A 22,358-nucleotide genomic window follows, 5' to 3' on the forward strand; every position below is an offset into this window, starting at 1 on the left:
TTACGGGGTTGTTACTGCAACAGGGAGTGTTTTTCCGTTGAAAAACTTATGTCCCGTCCGTGCAAAATCTGCAACATACTTGCCCATTTCGAACGCCATAACGGGAGATTCGTAACCCGGAAAGGCCGCCTCCAGCATCTCGGTTTGCGCCGAACCTAATGCCAGACAGTTTATCTTGATGCCTGTTTCAGCCAGCTCCTGGGCAAGGCATTCTGTAAGCGTATGCAGGGCTGATTTGGTGGCAGAATAGGCGGCAAGACCCGGGAATTTCACGCTGCCCTGAAAGCCTCCCATACTCCCGATATTGACAATGTGGCCACCGGGTCCCATCAAGGGCAACACATGTTGAATCATATTAAAATGCCCCATCACATTGCTGTCAAACATCTGGTATAGCTCTGCCGGTGAGGTTTCTAAAAAGGGCTTGTTTACAAGCGCGCCGGCATTATTGATCAAAATGTCTACCTGCCCCAAACGCTCCTTTAAAAACGGAACCAGCGCAGCATAATCGTCGTTTACAATATCGAATTCGACCGGAAACAGCGTGCAGTCCGGATTAATGCCTTTGGCAATTTCTAGAAGCTTACGGAGCTTATCGGCCGAGCGTGCGATGCATACAACCTTATTCTGGCTATTCAAGGTCAGCTCCAGGGCTGCTTCAAAGCCTATCCCGCTGCTTGCACCTGTTAATATAATATTCATGATTAGGGCTAAAAATTAATCTTCTTCTTCGTTAATGAGTTGCGTTACAGGATTTTTAATCACATGCAAACCGTCGTTGATCAGCTTGCTTAGTTCCGGTTCGGCCGCGGCCTTCAGTTCCAGGTATATACGTACTTCTTTCTCCAGGTCAGGATTTATCTGCTTGTGGTACAGAATCTCCATGATCTCCAGGGCTGCCAGCCAGTCGTCACGGAACTGTGCTTTCAGCTCAGCAAACAAGTCTGCCAAGGCCTCATAGCCTTCCCCTTGCTCCCGTATACGGCGCACCTGCGTATATATGTTGTGTAATTGAAGCGTCTTTTCGTCGTAAACCACTTTATGCGTCTGCTTGCCGCTCACATATGTGATTTCCTCATAAGCTTCTTTGTCGGCCGCCCCGTTAAACACGGATACAATACGAGCACCAACAGCCATATCATATAGCCCCCAATCCGGCTGGAACAAAATATTGCCGTTGCTTTCCTTCACCGTGCAATCCTTGAACGTGATCAGTACCGTTTTGCCCGCATCACGGAGCAGGTCTAACACAAGCCCTTGTACCCGGATACCACTTTCAAATTCCAGGGAAGCCACACCGTTTCGTTCAATCCCCAAGGCGCGCAATTCCGTGTCATCCATGTCTTCCAGCGGCTTTTCCGAGCCTTTAAGTCGCCCCACCGGCGACGAAAAACCATCTTTATGATAATGCTTACCATGACTCTCAAGCTGTTTGCCCCGCAGGGCAAGTGCCGATGGTCCGTGGGTTTTAATAAAGGTGAGCTGGTCATCAGTATCCAGCCCCATATCCGAAAACACACCCGTTACCTGCAGCCCTGAACTATACACGGCGGTAGCCGGATTTTTGCAGGCAATGGCTTTCATGATCCCCTCGCTTCCACCTCTGCGAAAAGCCATGGTGTCAGCAAAAGCCTCCAGCACATCAATCAGGTTCTGGAAAGTTGGCGTAACAAAAAGTTGCGGTTGCGGCTTGGTAATGTCGTACGTGTAGTTTACCGTATCCAGGTTGTACCAGAGTTTCTTTACCTCCGGTTTCATGCACGATGCACTCTCGCCAATAGACGATAAGAGTCCCGCACCATATATTTTAGGGTCTTCCAAGGTACCGATCAGGCCGTATTCTACGGTCCACCAATGCAGGCGTCCCAACAGGGCCATTTCCGAAGGCTCACCCATATTTTCACTGATATGTGCCAACTGCTGCTCTGCCTTCGCAATTTCATGCTCCGGTGCATCCGTTGCTTCTTTTAATATGGAAAGGTGCCGGATGGCTTCATACAATTCAAAGTCCTTGGCCGAAAACATCGCTTTTGCACCAATGGACCCGAAATAACTCAGGTAATTGTTATAGTCTGTATCTGCGATGATCGGCGCGTGACCGGCCGATTCGTGAATAATGTCAGGAGCCGGTGTATATTCGATATGATTAATCTGCCTGATGTCGGCCGCAATAACCAGCACACGGTAAGCCTGGTATTCCATAAAGGCCGCGGGAGGTATAAAACCGTCGACAGTTACAGCGCCCCAGCCAATTTTGCCCAGGTTGTCGTTCATCGTCTGCAGATCGGGGATATATTCTATACTTAATCCCGCACGCTGCAGTCCTTTAATGTACGGGTAGTAGGCCACATGCTTCAGGTAGCTGTAATTTTGCCGCATTACATAACGCCATACAGCCTGATCTACCGGTGTATACTTTTCATAATGCTGATCTACAATATATTGTCTCAGGTGCTTAGGCAACCGGGCTACCTGCGGATTGTTAAAGTCATTGAAATCGTTCATCTCGCTGTCTTACTGATGTGCGACTAATATAATCCAATATGCGCTTACCAACCAAATCGGCACCCGGTAATGACGCTTAGGTGATGAGCCTAATCGCGGCGCACCCTGAACGTAAAATGCTTTTGCAGGAAGTAGCTGCAAAGCGACAGCGTTATCGTAATCAGCGCTTGGGCAACGGAAGGATAGAAATGAAGTCCCTCCACAAGATATTTCAGAATGGCATAATTCAACCCGAAATTAACGCAGAGTACCACCGCATAGCGAAACATCTGTATGCGCCCCTTCAGGTTCGATTCGGTAAAGATCAGGTACTTATTAAGAATAAAGCCCACAAGGAAAGCAGCAAAAGTGCTTATGACCAGCGCCATGGAGTGCGCAGTAATCAGCTCCGGCAAAAAAGGAAAATCAACTTGAATATCCTCCTGGCGCAGAATCCAGTTGTACGCGATATAATAAGAGACGATGCCGCATACCGCCGTGGTGCCGCCCGATACGATATACCGGAAAGTGTGTATGGGCAGCCATCTGGCAAAGGGTGGATGAAAGAAATCTATGAGTTTTAATAAGGCCTTGCGCATATTGTGGTTAAGACCACAAAGTTATCAGAACCTTTTATATTGCCATGATGGTGATTAAAATTTTACCTGGGCAGGGCAACAAAATCCATTACAGCGCAATAGCGGTAGCCTTTATGAGGCTGGATGCTTACGCCCACGAAGTTAAATTTATAGCCGGTGTCCAGTATCAGTTTCCGGTGACCAAGGTCGGGCACATTCTTGTCGAGCACCAGCATACATGCATTTCCAAGTCCGGTAGCAAAGCCGAACGACAGATTCTCGCCCATAGATTTTTTAGGATACATCTGGCTGATCCGGTCTTTCGCAGACCGGCCGTCGCGCGATTTATGCTCGGCATAGTTGTACTTGTTCATGTCCTTAGCATGTTGTCTGGCCACCCAGCTCAACGCCTCATCCGGCCATAGCACGGGCAGATCTTTAATACCTTCAAGGTCTTTCTGCAGGCTTTTATAATATTTATCGCTTTTTGTTATTTTAAGATCGTTGTAATTGCTGTACTGCCGCATCTGCCGGTTATGACTTTCCATAAATTCCTCAAAAAACGTATTAAGGAAACGCGGACCGTCCATCCGGATCAAATTGGTATACATGATAAAGTCGCGCTCCTCGGGCGTAAGATATTTAGCGGCACCAGCAGTGTTGGCCCGGCTCAGTTCCTCTTTGGTCCAACCGTTCGCACCTGATTGGCTCAGTTCACCGGAGCCTGCAGACCTGAAACCAAAAGCCGGCGCAATAACCAGGAAAAGTATGATCAGCTTCTTCATAAAAAAGCTATTACAAATAAAAGGCCATATTCGCGTTGTACAAACGATAGTCAAGTTTATATCAGGCTTTCATTTCAATAGTGTGCTCATAAGCTCTTAATAGGGTCTTAATAGGGTGGTAATAGGGTCGGCGAGCTTAATCATACTTGATAAGCAGCTTGTCCGAACCACGTACGCACCTTTTTAAAGTGAAACACTGGCCGATGGTGAACCAGACCGAATAGCCTAAGATTAAGGAAGAATAAAGAATGTGCCGCCTGATGCAAGATAAAGAAAACATTTCTACATTTACGAATGGGATAAGTTTTTCTGATGCAGGGGACAGAATTTGAAGATTTCAACGAAAAAGCACTGCTGACCCGCCTAAAGGCTGGCGATAAGCAGGCCTTTGAAAGCTTATACCATCGCTACAAGCACCGCATAGCCGGAAACCTGCTCAGGTTGCTTAAGTCGGAAGAACTTGCAGAAGAAATATTGCAGGATATGTTTGTCCGTTTGTGGGACCGACGCTCGTCCATAGACCCCGAACAGTCTTTCCGATCCTATCTTTTCAGGGTGGCGGAAAACAAGGTGATGGACTACTACCGGAGGATGGCTCGGGATAAAAAAATGCGCGAAAAACTGACCGCTGCGGTCTCAGAACTTTATTCTCATATAGAGGAAGATATATTCAGCAAGGAAAACAGTCGCATGCTTCAGGAGGCAATAGATCAGCTCCCGCCGCAGCGTAAACAGGTGTTCATCTTGTGTAAAATGGAGGGCAAGTCGTACAAGGAAGTAGCGGAACTGTTGTCTATTTCACCTTCCACGATCAACGATCATTTGTATAAAGCCAACCTGTTTCTTAAAGCTTATTTCCGGTCAGATTCCGGTATGGCAAAGCTGGTATTGCTCAGCGCGATGTTTACCGGGATTTCCTGATGGTTCCTGGCGACAAGCGATCGCGCGGCTTTCATTTTCTTTTTCTTTTTGGAGCAGGTAGTTTTTATCGGTTAAGCGTATTAGCCATTAAAAAGCAAATTGAAAACAGAGGAAAATAAAAGCGAACTGTATAGAAAATACCTTGAAGACCGCTGTTCGCCAGAAGAACTGGCTGAGCTGATCGAACTTTTTGGTAGCCCCGAAGACCAGGCCTGGCTTCGCAAGAAGGTTAACGCTGAAATCAATCGACCAGATGTTTTGTTGAACCGGCCGGAGGCCGTAAACCGGATTGTTGCTGGAAGCGACCGGCGTATTTCGGTGCATTTGGCTGAACGCAAATCTGTGATCAGGTCGCTGCGGATATGGGGATCGATTGCTGCAGCGATCGTGGTGATGATCCTGTCGTTTGGTTTGTATACCTATCTGGGCCGTCGACCGGTTTCCGATACTGGCAGACCTGTAGTAAGCCTGGGCAATGACATCCGCCCGGGAGGCAATAAGGCCGTGCTTACGCTGGCCGGTGGGAAACAGGTGGTGCTGACCGGTCTGGATAACGGCGAAGTATTGAAACAGGCTGGTTTGAAGGTGCTGAAACAGGCAGATGGACAGCTCAACTATGTGGTTGATACCCTGTCTCAGCATAGCAGCGCTGAGGTGGTGTACCATATGATCTCTACGCCAAGAGGCGGACAGTACCAGGTTAGTTTGCCCGATGGCAGTCGCGTTTGGTTAAATGCCGGATCGGCCATCAGGTTTCCGACAAACCTCGCCAGAGCGAGCCGCAGAAAGGTGGAAATTACCGGGGAAGCTTATTTTGAAGTCGCCCACGACCAAAAAAGACCTTTTATCGTGTCGCTGGATGGCATGGCCGGGCGGGCCTTGCAGGAGATCGAGGTGCTGGGTACCCATTTCAACGTGAACGCTTACCCCGACGAACCGGCATGGAAAACCACTTTGCTGGAAGGTAGTGTGCGTGTGTCGGTTTTGGCGGCGGGCGGTGGTGCAGCAAAGCGCACAGCGGTGCTTAAACCAGGCGAGCAGTCGGCCTTAACGGGCAGCGGATTAAAAATAAAGCAGGTTAACCCCGAGCAGTTTATCGCCTGGAAAAACAATAAGTTCATCTTCGACGGCGATAACATCGAGAGCATTACGAGGCAGTTGTCCCGCTGGTACGACGTGGAGTTTGTGTTCCGCGGAAAAGTGTCGGAGGAAAACTTCGGCGGAAAAATATCCCGGTTCAGAAACCTGTCGGAAGTACTCGATCTGGTAGAACTGACCGGTCTTGTTCATTTTAAGATAGAGGGAAGGAGGGTGATCGTTATGCCGTAAATTTTACCCAGCAGCTGGCGATCCTGAATATAACCGGAGGTACGGCAATACCCCCGGTCGGTATTCGGATAAGCCATTGAACTTGATGTTTAGCAACCATCCAATTAATCCAAACAACCAAATTTATGAAATTTTATACGTTAATGATCCATTCGGTATGGTGGTATTTGTGCCATGCTGATAAAAGAAAATTGTTAATGCGACTAAACCTGACCATTTTAATACTGACATCATTTTTTCTCCAGGCCGGACTTGGCGCCACGGCGCAGATGATCAACCTGACTGAACGAAATATTTCCCTGCCTGTTTTGCTCGATAAGATCAGTCAGCAGAGTGGTTACGATTTCTTTTACACCAATGAGATGCTTGGAACGAACCGTAAGGTATCCGTTAGCTTTAAAAATGCGGATATCCATGAGGTGTTGTCTGAAGTTTTCAAAGGTTATCAGTTAAAATATACGATAAAGCATAAAACGGTGGTCATCCAGCGTGATATGACTATAATGCCTGCGGCCGATGCGCAGCAGGGCATACGGGTAACGGGCAAGGTGGTCGACCGCAACGGAAACGGTATACCCGGTGCGGGAATTACGGAAAAGGGCACTGACAACCGCACGGTCACAGAAAGTGGCGGACGATTTTCGCTCGTGGTGGAAAAGAATGCTACGCTGGTGATCACCTATGTAGGTTACAGCACGCAGGAACGTACCCTGGGCGGTACAGATACAGAACTGGTAATCACCTTACAGGAAAGTGCGAGTGATCTGGAAGAGGTAGGGGTGATCAGTACAGGTTATCAGAAAATCCAGAAGTACCAGCTTACGGGCGCTGCGAGTTCAATTTCCCAGAAAACATACGACCAGCGGGTTGCTGTGAGCGGCAACTTCCTGGAAAGTCTGGAAGGAAAAATACCCGGCTTGGTGTATAATGGTCAGTCGGGCAACCTGTCCATCCGGGGCGTGTCTACTTTTAACGCAGTTAAAAAGCCCTTGATCGTGGTAGATGGTTTTCCTACTGAGATCGACATCAACACGATCAACCCCAACGATATTGTGTCGGTGAACGTGCTCCGCGATGCGGTGGCTGCATCGATATATGGCGCGCGGGCTTCGAACGGGGTCATTGTTATCGAGACTAAGCGCGGTATGCAGGGCAAACCGGTGTTCAGCTTCCGGAGTACATATGCTGTACAGGATAAGCCGGATTTTGATTATCTGAAGATAGGGGATGGGCTTACATACGCTAAGGTGCAGTACGATTTCCTGCAGTTGCAAGGCATCCCAGAGTTTATTTTTGACCTGATAGGATGGCCGGTGAACCCGGTGCAGCAGGTGGTGTTCGACCGGCAAAGCAATGAAATTACAGATGCACAGGCACAGGCCCAACTGGCGCAGATAGGTGCTTACAATAACCTGAACGAGTACAACGATCTTTTCTACCGTGCGAGGCAGACCCATCAAATCGACTTTGATGTAAGCGGAGGCAGCGATAAGTCGACCTACCTGCTCGGCCTGAACTATATTGGGGAAAGTCCGAATGAACGCAGGTCTAAGTATCAGCGCCTGATCCTGAACTCGGCCAATACTTATAACTTTTCAGATGTTTTTAAGCTCGATTATCGAGGCTCATATACACGTACAGCTACCGAACGCGGTTCGATCCCGACCTTTAACGATGCTTTGCCTTACGAGCGACTGGCCGATGATAACGGCCATCCGCTGCCTGTGGTTAATGCACCTGGGGGACAATTCTACGGTGCCATCAATAAGACCCGTAACGACGCCTTGATTGCGCAGGGCTTGTACGACCAGCGTTATTTTCCTTACGGGGAACTGAATGCCAATACTTTTTCGGGAAAACGTGATGCGGTGCGTTTCCAGGGCCGCTTAAATGCCAGGATAACAGACTGGCTTAATGTTGATCTGGGTGGCGCTTATGAGCATGAATCATCAAAAGAAGATCAGTTGCGGACGGAGGAATCGTACCAGGTGCGGAGTTTGCTGAATGGCAAAGCTTTGAAAGACCCGTCTACCGGTCAGCCCCTTTTTACCGACCTTCCGCAGGGCGCGTTCCTGACCAAGATCAATACCCGTAACTGGGGCTATACAGTAAGAGGGCAGCTTAATTTTGATTATAATACCAAGGACCAGGTGCATGATCTTTCGGGTATTATGGGTGTAGAGCAGCGCCGTCAGGCGGTTTCGGGCGATAAGAGTACGGCGTTCGGATATGACGGACAGTCGCTCACCATTAAACCGGTGAACCTGCAGGCGCTGGCCTCGAGCACGGCGCCGGCATTCCCTGAGGCTGGCAATGTGAGCCCTTCTTTTGTAACGTCAGAATATTTTGCCGAGTCGTTTGACGACAGGCGGTTCTTTTCTGCTTATGGCGAAGGTACGTACATGTATCAGCAGAAATATATTGCCACGGGAAGTATCCGGTTCGACCGCTCTAACCTTTTCGGCACATCACCGGAGTACCGTAACAAGCCGTTTTGGTCGGCCGGACTAGGCTGGCGGCTCAACAAGGAAACCTTTCTAACGGATGCGGCATGGGTAAATGAACTTAAACTGCGTGCTTCGTATGGCTTTAACGGCAACGTGCCTACGAGCAACAACGGACCTTTCCTGATATTGCAATCAGGTTTGAACAGCAGACTGAACACCGCGGAGATCTATAACGACATTCTTTCGCCAGAAAATCAGTCGATACGCTGGGAAAGCACCAAGAATTATAACGTGGGACTGGATTTTGCTTTGTTTAACAACCGCCTGGCGGGTACGGCTGATTATTATTATAAGGATGCCAATGACGTTTTCGGGCAGTTCTCGTCGGACCCGACCACCGGGTTCAACGGTTATACGGCCAACACGGCGAGCATACTTAACAGAGGTGTTGAGCTTGGTCTGAACAGCCTTAATATTCAAGGTCCGCGCTTCAGCTGGCGTACCGGTCTCACGGCCACGCTCAATCACAACAAGGTAACAGAAGTGATGCCTAGCGATATTTCTTCAACGTATTATATCGTTAACGCCGTTTCGGTTCAAAAGAGCTATCCGATGGATGCACTGTTTAGCTATCGGTATAAAGGCCTGAACGCGCTTGGTCAGCCCGTGGTGTACGACCGGAACAATGCTGAGGTGATCATGACCATGAATCCGGAGGTGGATGTAACGATGAACGACCTGGTGTACAGCGGAACCACTACGCCGAAGTATGTACTGGGTTTAAACAACCAGTTCAGCCTGCGGAATTTCGACCTGTCCTTTTTGTTCATGTACTATGGCGGTCACGTAATGCGGGTGGAGCAGCCGAACCCTGATGACATTAATTTTGAACGTATTCTGCAGGGTTCAGATAACTACTGGAAGCAGCCTGGCGATGAATTGCATACCGATGTGCCGGGGCTGCCGGAATATGGTTCGGAAGGCGATTTTGACGCGTATTCGCGTGCTGGCTACATTTATGCAGATCGTTATGTGCGAAAGGCCGATCATATCCGGCTCCGGGATGTGGTGCTTACCTATAATTTCAGGCAGAAGGTTTTTGAACGGCTGGGGCTCAGCAATACGCAGTTGCGCTTTCAGGGACAAAACCTCTGGAATTATACGTTCAGCGGCAACGATATCGATCCTGATGCCATGGAAAGAAGATCTGGCATCCGTACACTCAGGCTGCAACCTTTCTACAGCTTTTCTTTATATGCGAACTTTTAATTCTAAGACATGAAAATGAAACGATATATGGTCCCGGTTATCCTGCTTGCAGCGATGTTCAGTTCCTGCGAAAGGTTTTTGGACGTGAAGCCAAAAGGGGTAGTACTGCCGGAGAAACTGGCCGATTATGAGGCGATGTTCAATTCGCCTACGCTTACCGAAACTTTTCCAGGTATCCTGATAAACTGTACGGACGACCTGCAAGGTTTGTACAGCAAAAATGACCGGGGAAGCTCAGCAAACATGTACTTCTGGAGATCCCAGCTGGAACCAAATACGGAGGTTAGTCCGCCGGTATGGGGGCAACTGTACCGCGCCATCTACAATTGCAATGTGGTGATCAACTACATTGGCGAGACCAGCGCGGCCGAACAGAAAAAAAATGAGGTGCTTGCCGAGGCGCTGGCCATCAGGGCCGAGTGTTATTTTACGCTGCTGACGGTATTTGCGAAGGCTTACGATCCGGGGGCGGCAGCAACTGCGCCGGGCCTGCCTTTGGTGACAAGTACTGATGTAACCAACTCGACGCCTTCTCGGGCCACTTTACAGGCAACGTTCGACGAGGTGGTCGCCCTTCTGAAGAAGGCATCGGAGCACTTGCCCCTGAGCAGTAAAAGTAAAGTCAGGATAAATCGCTACGGTGCTTATGCTTTACTGGCCAGGGTGTACCTGTATATGGGCGATTACAACAACGCTTTGCTTTATGCCGATAAGGCTTTAGCTGTCCCTCATGTGTTGCTGGACCTGAACGAGGTGCCCGACAGGGAGTCGATGCCCATCGCTGAGCTGAATCCGGAATCGCTGTGGGTGCGGTTCTCAGAAAACTGGGTGGTGCCGGGCTATATGATCTACTCGGACGACCTGCTGAGTTACCTGGATGAGAATGATCTGCGGCTCGACTATTTGACCCGCGACGCCACACCTGAGGAGCGGACATTACCGAATGGAAATGTGAGCTTCGGCATAGGCTTTCCGGAGGTTTATCTGACCAAAGCGGAGTCACTGGCCAGAACAGGGAACAGATCGGAGGCCATGACTATAGTGAATATGCTTCGCGCTAAGCGCATAAAGACGGCTGCATATACCGACCTTTCTGCGAGTTCGGATGAGGACGCCTTGCAAAAGGTGCTGGCCGAGCGTAGAAGGGAGCTGGCCTTTAGCGGCTTGCGATGGATGGATATGAAGCGGCTCGACAGGGAGGGACGTATGCCCGAGGTTCGCCGGCAGGACATCGAAACGGGGGAAGTTTTGGGCAGCCTGCCGCCTAAGAGCCCGAATTATGTATTTGAGATACCAAGCCGGGTGTTGTTGTTTAATCCTGGTATGACTAAAAACCATTAAGATGATGTATAAGAAAATAATTACCGCGTTTGTCCTGTTGCTGTGGTGCGCAGGAAGTATAGCGCAAACTAAAAAGCCTGTGATCGGCGACGACCTTTTTGCCCGGAAATTTGATTTGCTGACGAAGTACTTTGGTGTAAAGGGGCAGGGGCTGGACTATAGCGTATATAATTTCTCGCCCCAGGATTTCCTGAACAGGCTTCAGCAAATGAGAGAGGCTGGTTACACGAATGCGGCGGTGCTGAGTTCTTTCACTGGGAACCAGTTGGAGCGTGCTGCGACAGATGCTTATTGTGCCATGCTGCTTCGCGATTATCAGGCGAATTATGGTCTGGATTCTGCCAGGGATGCCGCCTTCTTCACGCTTTTACAGCAGGAGGACAGGAGCGGCGATTATGAGAAAAAAGTAGAGCAGGCCGAGCGTGCGAGATTTATCCTGAGGATGTCGGCGGCCGACAGCTCCAGAATTGCGCAACTGCTAAATAAGCCCATAGACATGAACAATGCAGAACTGTTCAGACGGTCGCTGCCGCACCGGCGGGCGCTCGACAATAAGATCCAGAATCTGCTCTTTAGGGAGTATCAGAAGGAACTGATGGCCGGCGAGGAAGAGGGTCTCTTAAAAATGACGGTGGTGAAGCGTTTGGTTACCGATCCGTTCATTCGCGATTATTATGCTTACCAGGTGATGGAGGAGGCCCTCAACCGGGATAAGGACAGTTTAGCGCTGCAGAAGATTTATAATACGATCTTACCTGAGGTAAAAGAACCTTATTACCGGGAGTATATGAAAAGCGGACTGAACAATGCGCTGATGTATGTGGCGGGCAAGCCTGCCCCGCTGTTCACGTATAAGGATGTTGACGGTAAGCCGGTTTCGCTTAAAGATCTGAAAGGAAAATATGTGTATATTGATGTATGGGCAACCTGGTGCGGTCCCTGTAAAGCGGAGATCCCATACCTCACTAAAATCGAAGAGCGTTTTGAGGGTAAGAACATTCATTTCGTGAGCATCTCGGTGGATAAGATGAGCAGCCATGCGGCATGGAAATCGTATGTCAACGACAATAAGCTTCAGGGTATACAGGTGATCGCTGACAATAATATCGAATCTGATTTCATTAAGAAATTCAGCATCAGTTATATTCCGAGGTTCCTTTTGATCGATCCTAAGGGTAACATTGTGGAGACAAACGCCAGAAGGCCTTCCGATCCGGCGCTGGTAAAGCAACTTGAGGAGCTGGTTAGTGACTGATTTGTGACAAGTTGTGTCATTTCTAGGGCATTTGTGACAGTTAGCACCTGAACAGGGTGCTAACTGTTTTTAGATGTGTACCTTTGCGGTTTGAACCGAAGGGTTGGATAATACCGAATATAAGAAATGATTAAAAAACTGAGCTCTATCCTGTTCTCTACCCGCACTATGGGGTTGATGTTACTTTTGTATGCATTCTCTATGGCGATGGCCACTTTTGTGGAAAATGATTATGGCACGCCTGTAGCTAAAGCGCTGATCTATGACTGCTGGTGGTTTGAACTGATCATGGTCGTACTGGTGCTCAACTTTATCGGGAACATTGGAAGGTATCGCCTGTACGAGCGTAAAAAGCTGCCTTTACTGGTGTTTCACCTGGCTTTCGTGATCATTTTTATTGGCGGGGCAGTTACGCGTTATATTAGTTTCGAGGGCTCTATGGCCATTCGGGAAGGGGAATCAAGTGATGAGGTTATTTCGGACAAAACATTTTTTAAGGTGCAGATCGGTAACGACAACGATGCGCTGGCCTATAAAGATTTGCCGGTAACGTTGCTGTCTGACCGTGTGCCGTTTTATCTGAAGCCTTTCAAAAATGATTTCGAAGAGGAGTATGATTTCAAAGGCGAACGGGTTAAGCTGAAGGTGGTGGGTTTTTATCCACGCGCACAGGATTCCCTGGTGAGGGATGCTTCGGGGGTTCCTACTTTGCACCTGGTGGTACTGGAACAGGGTCAGCGTGTGAACAAGTATATCTCTTCGGGAACGGTACAGCTGATCCAGAATCTGCTTATTGGTTTCAATAACGACACCCCTGGCGCCATTAACATCAGCGAGCGGGATGGGAAATTTCAGATTTCCTCACCTTATGATGGTGATTATATGATCATGACCACACAGGAGCGTAAGCCTGTAACGGGTCAAAATGTGGTTCAGGAATTCAATCTGAGGAGTTTGTATACGTTTGGTAGCCTGGCATTTGTGGTGCCTCAGCCTGCAGAGCGTGGTAAAGTCATGTATTTTGAGGGCGATAAGAAGACACATGAAAACGATCCTGATCTGATCAAGCTTGAAGTTAAGACCGGTTCAGTTACTGATACCATATCTTTTTACGGTGGTAAGGGCATGACGAATTTTCAGCATCAATCGCAGATAGGCAATCTACGTTTTTCACTGGGTTATGGGTCCAAGGTTTATAAAACGCCTTTTTCGCTCAAGCTGGCCGATTTTAAGATGGAAAAATATCCGGGAAGTGAAAGTCCCTCGTCGTATTCGTCGGATGTAATTATACAGGACAATGGTACCGAAACGCCTTTCAAGATTTATATGAACCATGTACTTGACCATTCGGGGTACCGTTTCTTCCAGTCGAGTTTTTATCCTGATGAACAAGGGACTATTCTTTCGGTGAATCACGATGCCTGGGGAACTAACATTACTTATCTGGGTTATACGCTGCTGTTTCTTGGTATGTTCCTGACCTTATTCTGGAGAGGTACGCATTTCCACAAACTTCATGAGCAGCTTAAAAGCATGTCGAGGACAACGAAGATCTTTATACTGTTTGCCGGCTTGCTGGCAGCTACGCAAACAAGCTATGCTCAGAAAATTGACATGCATGGCAAGGATGGCGGCAGCCATATACACGAACCCGGGCATGATCACGACCATGACCATGAATCAGGACATGCAGAAGGGCCAAGTCAGGCTCAGCGTGCTGAAAACCAGCAGGTGCTTACTATGGAGTCGGTCGACGCCAAGTCGTTTGCCGCCGGCGTAAAAATAGATGAGGCGCATGCCGAAAGGTTTGGGCGGCTGCTTGTTCAGAACATTGACGGTAGGATTGAACCGGTGAATACCCTTGCTCTCGAGATCTTGCGTAAGGTGCATGGGAAAGACCGTTTCCATAACCTGAATGCCAACCAGTTTCTGCTGTCGGTTTCTACAAATCCGTATGTATGGCTTAACGTTCCTGTGGTAAAAGTTGGCAATAAAGGTGGAAAGGATGTCTTAAAAACGCTCAAGGCAGATGAAAGCGGTTACACAACGATGGTAAACATGCTCAGGCTGGAAGCTGATGGTTCGGCAGAGTTTATTCTGGCAGATGATTACAGGACAGCTTTTGCAAAGAAGCCGGCCGATCAGGGCACATATGATAAGTTTGTGTTGGAGCTTAATGATAAACTGTATGCGATGCAACAATTGCTGGAGGGGCACTATCTGAGGGTCTTACCGGTAGCGGGCGATAAAAATAACAGCTGGGTGGCTATGCCTTTTAATCCGGTTGGTGATGAGAAGCTTACCAATCCTGTAGCGATGTACTTTTCGAGTGTGCTGGCCGCTCAGCAGTCGGCCGACTGGAGCGGGGTTGATGCTAAATTGAATCATATCTCGGATTTGCAGCAGAAGCATGGTAAAGATGTTGTGCCATCGGCCGCAAAAGTGGAATGGGAGATCCGGTACAATTCCTGGAATCTTTTTCTTAAGGTGATGATCGTATATGCGGTGTTGGGCGCCCTTATTCTTACGCTGGCTTTTGTACGTCTTTTTAAGCAGAACAAGACGCTGGACCGTATGGTGAATGTGCTGCTTGTGTTAATTGCTACCGCTGCCGCACTTCAGGCAATGGGTTTAGGTGTACGTTGGTATATTTCGGGCCACGAACCCTGGAGCAATGGTTATGAGGCGGTATTGTTTATCAGCTGGATCGGTGTTTTATCGGGTATGCTGATGTACCGTAACAGTAATGCCTTTATTCCGGCTGCTGGCTGCTTAATAGCCGTGATTTTGATGGGATTTGCCCATGGCGGTTCCCAGATGAATCCACAGATTACACCCCTGGTTCCGGTATTGAAATCTTACTGGCTTATGATCCATGTGGCCATCATTACTTCGAGTTACGGATTTTTCGGACTAAGCGCTCTACTGGGTACCGTGGTGCTGGTTCTGTTTACCATTAACAACGACAAGATTGCCGGGAAGGTAAGATCGTCGGTAGCCGAATTAACGATCGTTAACGAAATGTCGCTCACAATAGGCATTTTCCTGCTAACGGTAGGCACCTTTCTGGGAGGTATATGGGCTAATGAAAGCTGGGGGCGGTACTGGAGCTGGGACCCGAAAGAGACCTGGGCTTTTATTTCTGTTATCGTTTACGCCTTTGTGCTGCATGTGCGCCTGATTCCAAATATGAGAGGCAAGTATCTGTTTAACCTGTTGTCGCTGGTTAGCTTCTCGACCATCATTATGACTTATTTCGGTGTAAACTATTACCTCACAGGCCTGCATTCTTACGCGCAGGGCGATCCGGTTCCGGTTCCCGCTTGGGTGTATGTTACCTTAGGGGTTGTTTTTGTGCTGGCAGTCGTGTCTTACAACAGATATAGCAAAAGAAAAGCCGCTTAATTAATTAAGCGGCTCTCGTAATATCCTGCCTGGATTATCTTAACAGATTTTTCCAGTTGGTTTTCGCATCGATAATTTCATGCAGGTGGCTGATCTCAATCCGCTGCTGCTCCATGGTATCCCGGTGGCGGATGGTAACGGTATTGTCTTCCAGTGTCTGGTGATCGATAGTTAGGCAGAAAGGCGTGCCGATGGCGTCCTGACGGCGATAGCGCTTACCTATAGCGTCTTTCTCTTCGTAAATACAATTGAAGTCGAACTTAAGGCTGTTCATGATTTCGCGTGCTTTCTCTGGCAAGCCGTCTTTTTTAGTGAGCGGGAAAATCGCAACTTTATAAGGAGCCAGGCAGGGGTGTAACCTGAGCACAGTGCGGCTATCTTTCTTGTCGCCCTCGCTTAGATCTTCTTCATCATAAGCATTGATCATGGTGAGCAGGAACATGCGATCTAAACCGATGGACGTTTCAATAACATATGGGATATAATTACCATATGGCTTGCCTTCCTCGTTCAGGTCGTTATCGAAGTACTGCATCTTTTTACCTGAGTATTCCTGGTGCTGCGACAAGTCGAAGTCGGTACGGCTATGAATACCTTCGACTTCCTTGAAGCCAAAGGGGAATTCAAATTCGATATCCGTAGCCGCGTTGGCATAATGCGCCAGTTTGACGTGGTCGTGATAGCGGTACTTTTCGGGTGAGGTGCCTAAAGCCTGATGCCACTTAAGACGGGCTTCTTTCCAATAGGCAAACCATTTCTGGTCTTCGCCTGGGCGTACAAAGAACTGCATTTCCATTTGTTCGAACTCACGCATACGCATAATAAACTGACGCGCGATCACTTCGTTGCGGAACGCCTTACCGATCTGTGCAATACCGAACGGTATTTTCAAACGCCCGGTTTTCTGAACGTTAAGGAAGTTAACAAAAATGCCCTGTGCGGTTTCAGGTCTGAGGTAGACCTGGTCTGAATCTTCCGACATGGCGCCAAACTGTGTGCTGAACATCAGGTTAAACTGACGGACCTCAGTCCAGTTGCGGGTGCCGCTTACCGGGCAGGCTATCTCGTGTTCTTCAATCAGGGTTTTTAGCAACGGCAGATTTTCCGCTTTAAGTGCGTCGTCCATATCGGCCTGCAGCTTAGCGGCTTTTTCTGTCTTACCGTCTTTTTCGTAGCGCGCTATTTTATCTTCCAGCAGCTGGTCGGCACGATAGCGCTTCTTGGAATCCTTGTTGTCGATCATCGGATCGTTAAAACCATCGACGTGGCCGCTCGCTTTCCACACTTTAGGATGCATGAAGATGGCGGCATCGATTCCAACGATATTCTCGTGCATTTGCACCATGGCTTTCCACCAGTACGTCTTGATGTTATTCTTCAACTCAGCGCCCAGTTGCCCGTAGTCATACACAGCGCTTAAACCGTCATATATTTCACTGCTCTGGAATACGAAACCATATTCTTTGGCATGGGATATTACATTCTTAAATTGCTCGTCGTTAGTCTGTTTTGCCATAATGGTGCAAACTTATAGAAAATATTTAATTTTGGTTCACCTAAAGTCGGCACAGTTGAGCATTAAAGTCAAGGATTTAAGTAAGCATTACGGAAGCCATATAGCGGTAGACAGGATCAGTTTTGAGGCAGCTCCAGGCAGGATACTCGGCTTTTTAGGCCCGAACGGCGCGGGTAAGTCGACCACCATGCGGATGCTTACCTGTTATTTGCAGCCAAGTGCAGGTTCCGCCTCGGTAGGCGGTTATGATACCCGTTTGCAAGGCATGGAAGTAAAAAGGATAGTCGGTTACCTGCCGGAAAATACACCGCTGTATACTGATATGTATGTGAAGGAGTTTCTGCATTTCGTTGCGGATACTTACGGATTAAAACAGGCCAGCCAGAAGGTTTCGGCTATTATACACCGGGTTGGGTTGACTGCCGAGCAGCATAAAAAGATTTATATGTTATCGAAAGGTTACCGACAGCGGGTAGGCCTTGCGCAAGCCCTGATTCACGATCCCAAAGTATTAATTCTGGACGAGCCGACATCCGGACTGGATCCCAATCAGCTTACTGAAATCAGGTCGCTGATAAAAGTACTTGGCGAAAAGAAAACGGTTGTTCTTTCTACGCACATTATGCAAGAGGTAGAGGCGCTGTGCGATGACGTTATTATTATACACCAGGGACGGGTTGTTGCAAACAGTAGTCTCGCTGATCTTAAAAATGCACATCCCTCATCTTCGCTCGAAGACATCTTTAGAAAATTGACTATTTTATGATAATGGTCAAAACGATGGTTTTTGATCAGATACCTAAACGTTTATAAGCGACTTTACATTTTTTGTCGAGAAGTTTGCTTCTGCAAAGTAACTATGGCCAACTTTTTGCATCTCATGTTAAAAATGATTTAACATTTAAATTAAACAAGCATGAAAAAGCTATTTTTATTGACTGCAATTGCAGGTGTATTTGCGTTCTCTGGTGTAAAAGCACAAGATCCAGCGATGTCAGGACCTAAGTTGGGTGTTGGTGTTGAATTTGGTTTTCCAATGGGCGATTTTGGTGATGTGTCTGATTTTGGTGTGGGTGGATCTTTATTGTATCAGCACCCGATTGCCAACAAACTGAACTTTACGGCAAATGCAGGCTACCTGAGCTTTACTGGTAAAGAGGTAACGGTTGCTGGGGTGACTTTTAAACCAGATGCTTCAGGGTTTATCCCGGTTAAGGCTGGTCTGAGATATTTTCTGGCGGAGAACATTTTCGTTAACGGAGAACTAGGTGCGGTTTTCGGCACCCAGGATGGCGCTGGTACCGCGTTTGCATACTCGCCAGGTATAGGTGTTGAGTTTCCGGTTGCTGACAAATCAACTTTGGAATTGTCTGGTCGTTATGAGGGATGGTCTAACGATGGAACATTGTCATTTGTAGGCCTAAGACTGGCCTGGAACTTTGGCCTCTAAGATCTGCAATCTTTAGGTTAACAATTTTTGAGCGGGGTCTTCAGTTGAGGGCCCCGTTTCTTTTTATTGTCTTTGTAATTTAAATGTCAGAATATCGTATATTTGGCCACCATTTAAATTACGCCAATAATGAAAAAGTTATTTAGGGTTCTCGCTTATGTTCTGGCTCTCGCGCTCGTGCTCGTTGGCTGCTTGCTTTGTTATGTTAAATTTGCTTTGCCCAATGTGGGTGAGGCCATAGATCTGAAGGTTGATTCCAGTCCTGAACGGATTGAAAGAGGCCGTTATCTTGCCAATCATGTTACCTTGTGTGTGGACTGCCACTCGCAACGCGACTGGTCTAAGTTTGCCGGTCCGCCTGTGTTAACTTCGCTGGGAAAAGGCGGAGAGAAGTTTGACCACAGCATAGGTTTTCCCGGGTCGGTTTATTCGCCCAATATTACGCCCTTTAACCTGAAGGACTGGACAGATGGAGAGCTCTACAGGGTGATTACCACGGGTGTGACCAAAGAGGGCCGGGCACTGATGAATATCATGCCTTATCCTGCATATGGCAGGATGGACAGGGAAGACATCTATGCAATCATAGCTTATTTGAGAACACTTCCCGCTCAGTCGTCTACTGTTCCGGAAAGGAAACTGGATTTTCCGTTGAACTTTATTGTGAACACCATTCCATCCGAGGCTGTACATCAGAACCGTCCTGCTGAATCAGATACGCCGAAATACGGTGCGTATCTGGTAAGCGCGGCGGCCTGCGTGGATTGTCACACTAAACAGGACAAGGGTGCTAATGTCGAAGGAATGGAGTTTGCCGGAGGAAGGGATTTCGTCATGCCAACCGGCACAGTGTCTTCATCTAACATTACATCAGACCGGGCCACCGGAATTGGCAATTGGACCAAAGCACAGTTCATCGCACGCTTCAAATCCCACTCGCCTTCGAATGTGTCGTCGGACGTAGGGAAGGGGGGCTTTCAGACCGTAATGCCATGGGTAATGTATGCAGGAATGAGGGAGTCGGACCTGGGGGCGATGTATGTCTACCTGAAAACAGTTAAGCCGATCGGTAACCGTGTAACCCGCTTTACCGAGAAAAAATAACGGATTTTTTCTAACTTCGGCAGCATTAACAAAGATGCATGCGCGCAGTTTTTAAACGGGAATTATTCAGTTTACTCCACTCGCTGATGGCTTATATCACCATCGGCGTGTTTCTGCTTGCCCTGGGGTTGTTGCTGTGGCTTTTTCCAGATACATCCATATTGGAATATGGATATGCAGAGCTAACAGGCTTTTTCAGCCTTTCGCCGTTTTTGCTTATGTTTCTTGCTCCGGCGCTAACGATGCGTTCCTTCGCGGAGGAACGAAAGGAGGGAACGTATATCTTGCTGGCTACGCGTCCGCTCACCGACTGGCAGATCATTTTTGGGAAATATCTGGCCTGCTTTGTGCTTTTGCTTTTTGCGCTTGTACCGACATTGGTTTACTTTTATTCTGTTCACCGTCTGGCAATGCCGGAAGGAAATATAGATACTGGTGCTGTAATCGGATCCTATTTCGGGTTGATCCTTCTTGGCGCGTCTTTTATTGCCGTGGGTGTGTTTGCATCGGCAATGACCAAGAACCAGGCGATAGCTTTTGCTGTGTCAGTTTTTATATGTTTTATTGCTTATTCCGGACTTCAGGCTGTGAGTGCTGTCTTTGCACTGCGTCATATGGAAAATCTGTTGCTCAGCCTGAGTGTTAACACGCATTTCGAATCGATGTCGAGAGGTGTGCTGGATACGCGGGATGTGGTCTATTTCTTAAGCTTTATCCTGTTTTTTCTGGGGGGTACCAGGGTGTTACTGGAGGGGCGTAAGTGGTGAACAGATGGTTTAACAGATGGGGTAGATGGCTTATGCTGTCTCTGGTAATTCTTGTGGCTAATGTGGTCTCAAGTTTTGTGTACGCGCGATTCGATCTTACGGAGGAGAAAAGATATACGCTTAGTCAGCAAACCCGGTCGCTCGTCGAAAATATAGATAAGCCCGTAGTGATAACGGTTTTTCTGGACGGGGATCTGCCTTCTGCTTTTAAACGTCTTAGAAATAGTACGAAGGATTTGCTTAAAGACTATCAGGCGTACGGTGGAAGCAGCGTGCAGATCAATTTCGTTGATCCGATAGCCGATCTTACGGTAGCCATGCAGGATTCGGTCATCAACAGCTTGTATGAAGCGGGTATTGAGCCCACTACCCTTAATATTAAGAATGATGCGGGATTTGCACAGAAGACCATTTTTCCGATGGCCCTGATTGAGGCGAATGGCCGACAGATTCCTCTCAAACTGCTTCAAAACCAGGATGCCGTTGGTGGTTATGAGCATAACATCAATAGTTCGATTGAGAATCTCGAATATGCATTCACCTCAGCAATCGAGAAAGTTTTGAGCGACGGTCAACTCAGAATTGGGTTTACGGAAGGAAATGGCGAACTGAGCGACGCCATGCTCGGCGACGCAATGGAGAGCTTATCGGCTCATCTGGAGGTTGGCAGAGTAGATCTGAACACCATCACAAAAGCTGGTCTGGATAAACTCAGTGCTCTTATTGTCGCTAAGCCGCAACAGGAATTTACGGAGGCCCAAAAATATAAATTGAATTATTTTGTGATGAGGGGGGGCAGGGTAGTCTGGTGTATCGATCAGGTGGGTGCCGAACTGGATAGCATGGGAAGGGGGAATGAGCAACTTGCTTTTAACAGGAAGCTGAACCTCGACGACATGCTCTTTTTATATGGTGCACGGGTGAACTATAATTTAATTGCTGATGCCAATTGTGCTGAAATACCGTTAAGCATGGGCGGGAGGGAAGCGGGAATTCAATTGGCGCCCTGGGTATATTATCCGCTTCTTATACCTGATACGGCGAGCAGCCTGGTCAGGAATATCGATGCCGTCAGAGCCGAATTCGCAAGTACTGTGGATACGATAGGTGTGAAAGGTATAACTAAACGTACCCTGCTTTGGAGTTCTGCCTTCAATAAAGTATATGATACGCCGCGATTGTTGTCGCTGCAGTCGGTGGCTGAGCAGCCTGACCCTAAAGATTATTTTAGTGTTCCGAAGCGTGTCGCAGTTCTGCTGGAAGGATCTTTCCCCTCTGTTTTTGCCCACCGTCAGGTACCTTCAGGTATTCGTGAAACGTATGTCGTGCCTGAACGCAGTAAGGCGACTAAAATGATTGTTATTGGGGATGGGGATATCTTTAAAAATCAGGTAAGCAGCAGGGACGGATCTGTTTTTCCTTTAGGATTTGACAGATTTACTGGCCGAAATTTTGGCAATAAAGTGCTTTTGTTAAATATTGTAGATTACCTTACGAGTGATAATGATCTCTTCTCGCTCCGCAATAAGAATGTCAAAATGAGATTGCTTGACAGGGCAAGGCTTCAAAGCGAGAAAATATTGTGGCAGGCCTTAAATATTGGTCTTCCATTACTGATGTTGATATCATTTGCGATTTTTCAACATTACTTGCGTAAGTACAGGTATGCGAGGTAATTTTTATATTTTTGAGACAGACTAAAACAAC

The 22,358-nt window shown here is 47.8% G+C and carries 16 protein-coding genes; 11 read left to right on the forward strand and 5 right to left on the reverse strand.

Annotation, left to right across the window (positions count from 1 at the left end):
• The 4 genes from J3P40_RS16395 to J3P40_RS16410 form a co-directional block, all read right to left on the reverse strand.
• The gene (locus J3P40_RS16395; RefSeq protein WP_256007347.1) at positions 1-702 is read right to left on the reverse strand and encodes an SDR family NAD(P)-dependent oxidoreductase; all 702 of its coding nucleotides are present in this window, start codon (positions 700-702) and stop codon (positions 1-3) included.
• Positions 703-717: 15 nt separating this feature from the next.
• Positions 718-2,505, reverse strand: coding sequence for an aromatic amino acid hydroxylase (locus tag J3P40_RS16400; RefSeq protein ID WP_256007348.1), 1,788 nt, complete (start codon positions 2,503-2,505; stop codon positions 718-720).
• Positions 2,506-2,594: 89 nt separating this feature from the next.
• Entirely contained in the window at positions 2,595-3,083 is a 489-nt protein-coding gene (locus tag J3P40_RS16405; RefSeq protein ID WP_256007349.1) for a GtrA family protein, read from the reverse strand.
• Between the two features lie 62 nt (positions 3,084-3,145).
• Positions 3,146-3,847, reverse strand: coding sequence for a CAP domain-containing protein (locus tag J3P40_RS16410; RefSeq protein ID WP_256007350.1), 702 nt, complete (start codon positions 3,845-3,847; stop codon positions 3,146-3,148).
• A 312-nt stretch (positions 3,848-4,159) separates the two neighbouring features.
• On the opposite strand from J3P40_RS16410, the gene J3P40_RS16415 reads away from it, so the two are divergent.
• The 6 genes from J3P40_RS16415 to ccsB all read left to right on the forward strand — a co-directional run bounded on the left by J3P40_RS16415 (position 4,160) and on the right by ccsB (position 15,814).
• A complete protein-coding gene (locus J3P40_RS16415; protein WP_256007351.1) occupies positions 4,160-4,768 on the forward strand; it encodes an RNA polymerase sigma factor in 609 nt (202 codons plus the stop codon).
• 99 nt (positions 4,769-4,867) lie between these two features.
• Positions 4,868-6,097: a FecR family protein gene (locus tag J3P40_RS16420; protein WP_256007352.1), complete on the forward strand. Its 1,230-nt coding sequence runs from the start codon at positions 4,868-4,870 to the stop codon at positions 6,095-6,097.
• Between the two features lie 125 nt (positions 6,098-6,222).
• Entirely contained in the window at positions 6,223-9,813 is a 3,591-nt protein-coding gene (locus J3P40_RS16425; RefSeq protein WP_256007354.1) for a SusC/RagA family TonB-linked outer membrane protein, read from the forward strand.
• 15 nt (positions 9,814-9,828) lie between these two features.
• On the forward strand, positions 9,829-11,154 hold the full coding sequence (locus tag J3P40_RS16430; RefSeq protein WP_256007355.1) for a RagB/SusD family nutrient uptake outer membrane protein: 1,326 nt from the start codon (positions 9,829-9,831) through the stop codon (positions 11,152-11,154).
• 1 nt (position 11,155) lies between these two features.
• Positions 11,156-12,409: a TlpA family protein disulfide reductase gene (locus tag J3P40_RS16435; protein ID WP_256007356.1), complete on the forward strand. Its 1,254-nt coding sequence runs from the start codon at positions 11,156-11,158 to the stop codon at positions 12,407-12,409.
• 126 nt (positions 12,410-12,535) lie between these two features.
• Entirely contained in the window at positions 12,536-15,814 is a 3,279-nt protein-coding gene (gene ccsB, locus J3P40_RS16440) for a c-type cytochrome biogenesis protein CcsB (RefSeq protein WP_256007357.1), read from the forward strand.
• A gap of 34 nt (positions 15,815-15,848) precedes the next feature.
• On the opposite strand, the gene J3P40_RS16445 is transcribed toward ccsB, so the two are convergent.
• Positions 15,849-17,330: a glycine--tRNA ligase gene (locus J3P40_RS16445; protein ID WP_256007358.1), complete on the reverse strand. Its 1,482-nt coding sequence runs from the start codon at positions 17,328-17,330 to the stop codon at positions 15,849-15,851.
• 55 nt (positions 17,331-17,385) lie between these two features.
• Between J3P40_RS16445 and J3P40_RS16450 the strand changes: the two genes are divergently transcribed.
• The 5 genes from J3P40_RS16450 to gldG all read left to right on the forward strand — a co-directional run bounded on the left by J3P40_RS16450 (position 17,386) and on the right by gldG (position 22,327).
• A complete protein-coding gene (locus J3P40_RS16450; protein WP_256007517.1) occupies positions 17,386-18,096 on the forward strand; it encodes an ATP-binding cassette domain-containing protein in 711 nt (236 codons plus the stop codon).
• Between the two features lie 150 nt (positions 18,097-18,246).
• Positions 18,247-18,780, forward strand: a complete 534-nt coding sequence (locus J3P40_RS16455) for a hypothetical protein (RefSeq protein WP_256007359.1) — start codon at positions 18,247-18,249, stop codon at positions 18,778-18,780.
• A 129-nt stretch (positions 18,781-18,909) separates the two neighbouring features.
• On the forward strand, positions 18,910-19,884 hold the full coding sequence (locus tag J3P40_RS16460; RefSeq protein WP_256007360.1) for a c-type cytochrome: 975 nt from the start codon (positions 18,910-18,912) through the stop codon (positions 19,882-19,884).
• Positions 19,885-19,922: 38 nt separating this feature from the next.
• Positions 19,923-20,651, forward strand: coding sequence for a gliding motility-associated ABC transporter permease subunit GldF (gene gldF / locus J3P40_RS16465; protein ID WP_256007361.1), 729 nt, complete (start codon positions 19,923-19,925; stop codon positions 20,649-20,651).
• Complete coding sequence (gene gldG / locus J3P40_RS16470) at positions 20,648-22,327, forward strand: gliding motility-associated ABC transporter substrate-binding protein GldG (protein WP_256007362.1); 1,680 nt, start codon at positions 20,648-20,650, stop codon at positions 22,325-22,327. Before gldF ends, gldG begins: the two co-directional genes overlap by 4 nt.
• Positions 22,328-22,358 lie beyond the last annotated feature (31 nt).

It is taken from the genome of Pedobacter deserti (assembly GCF_024436415.1).
GTDB lineage: Bacteria > Bacteroidota > Bacteroidia > Sphingobacteriales > Sphingobacteriaceae > Pedobacter > Pedobacter faecalis.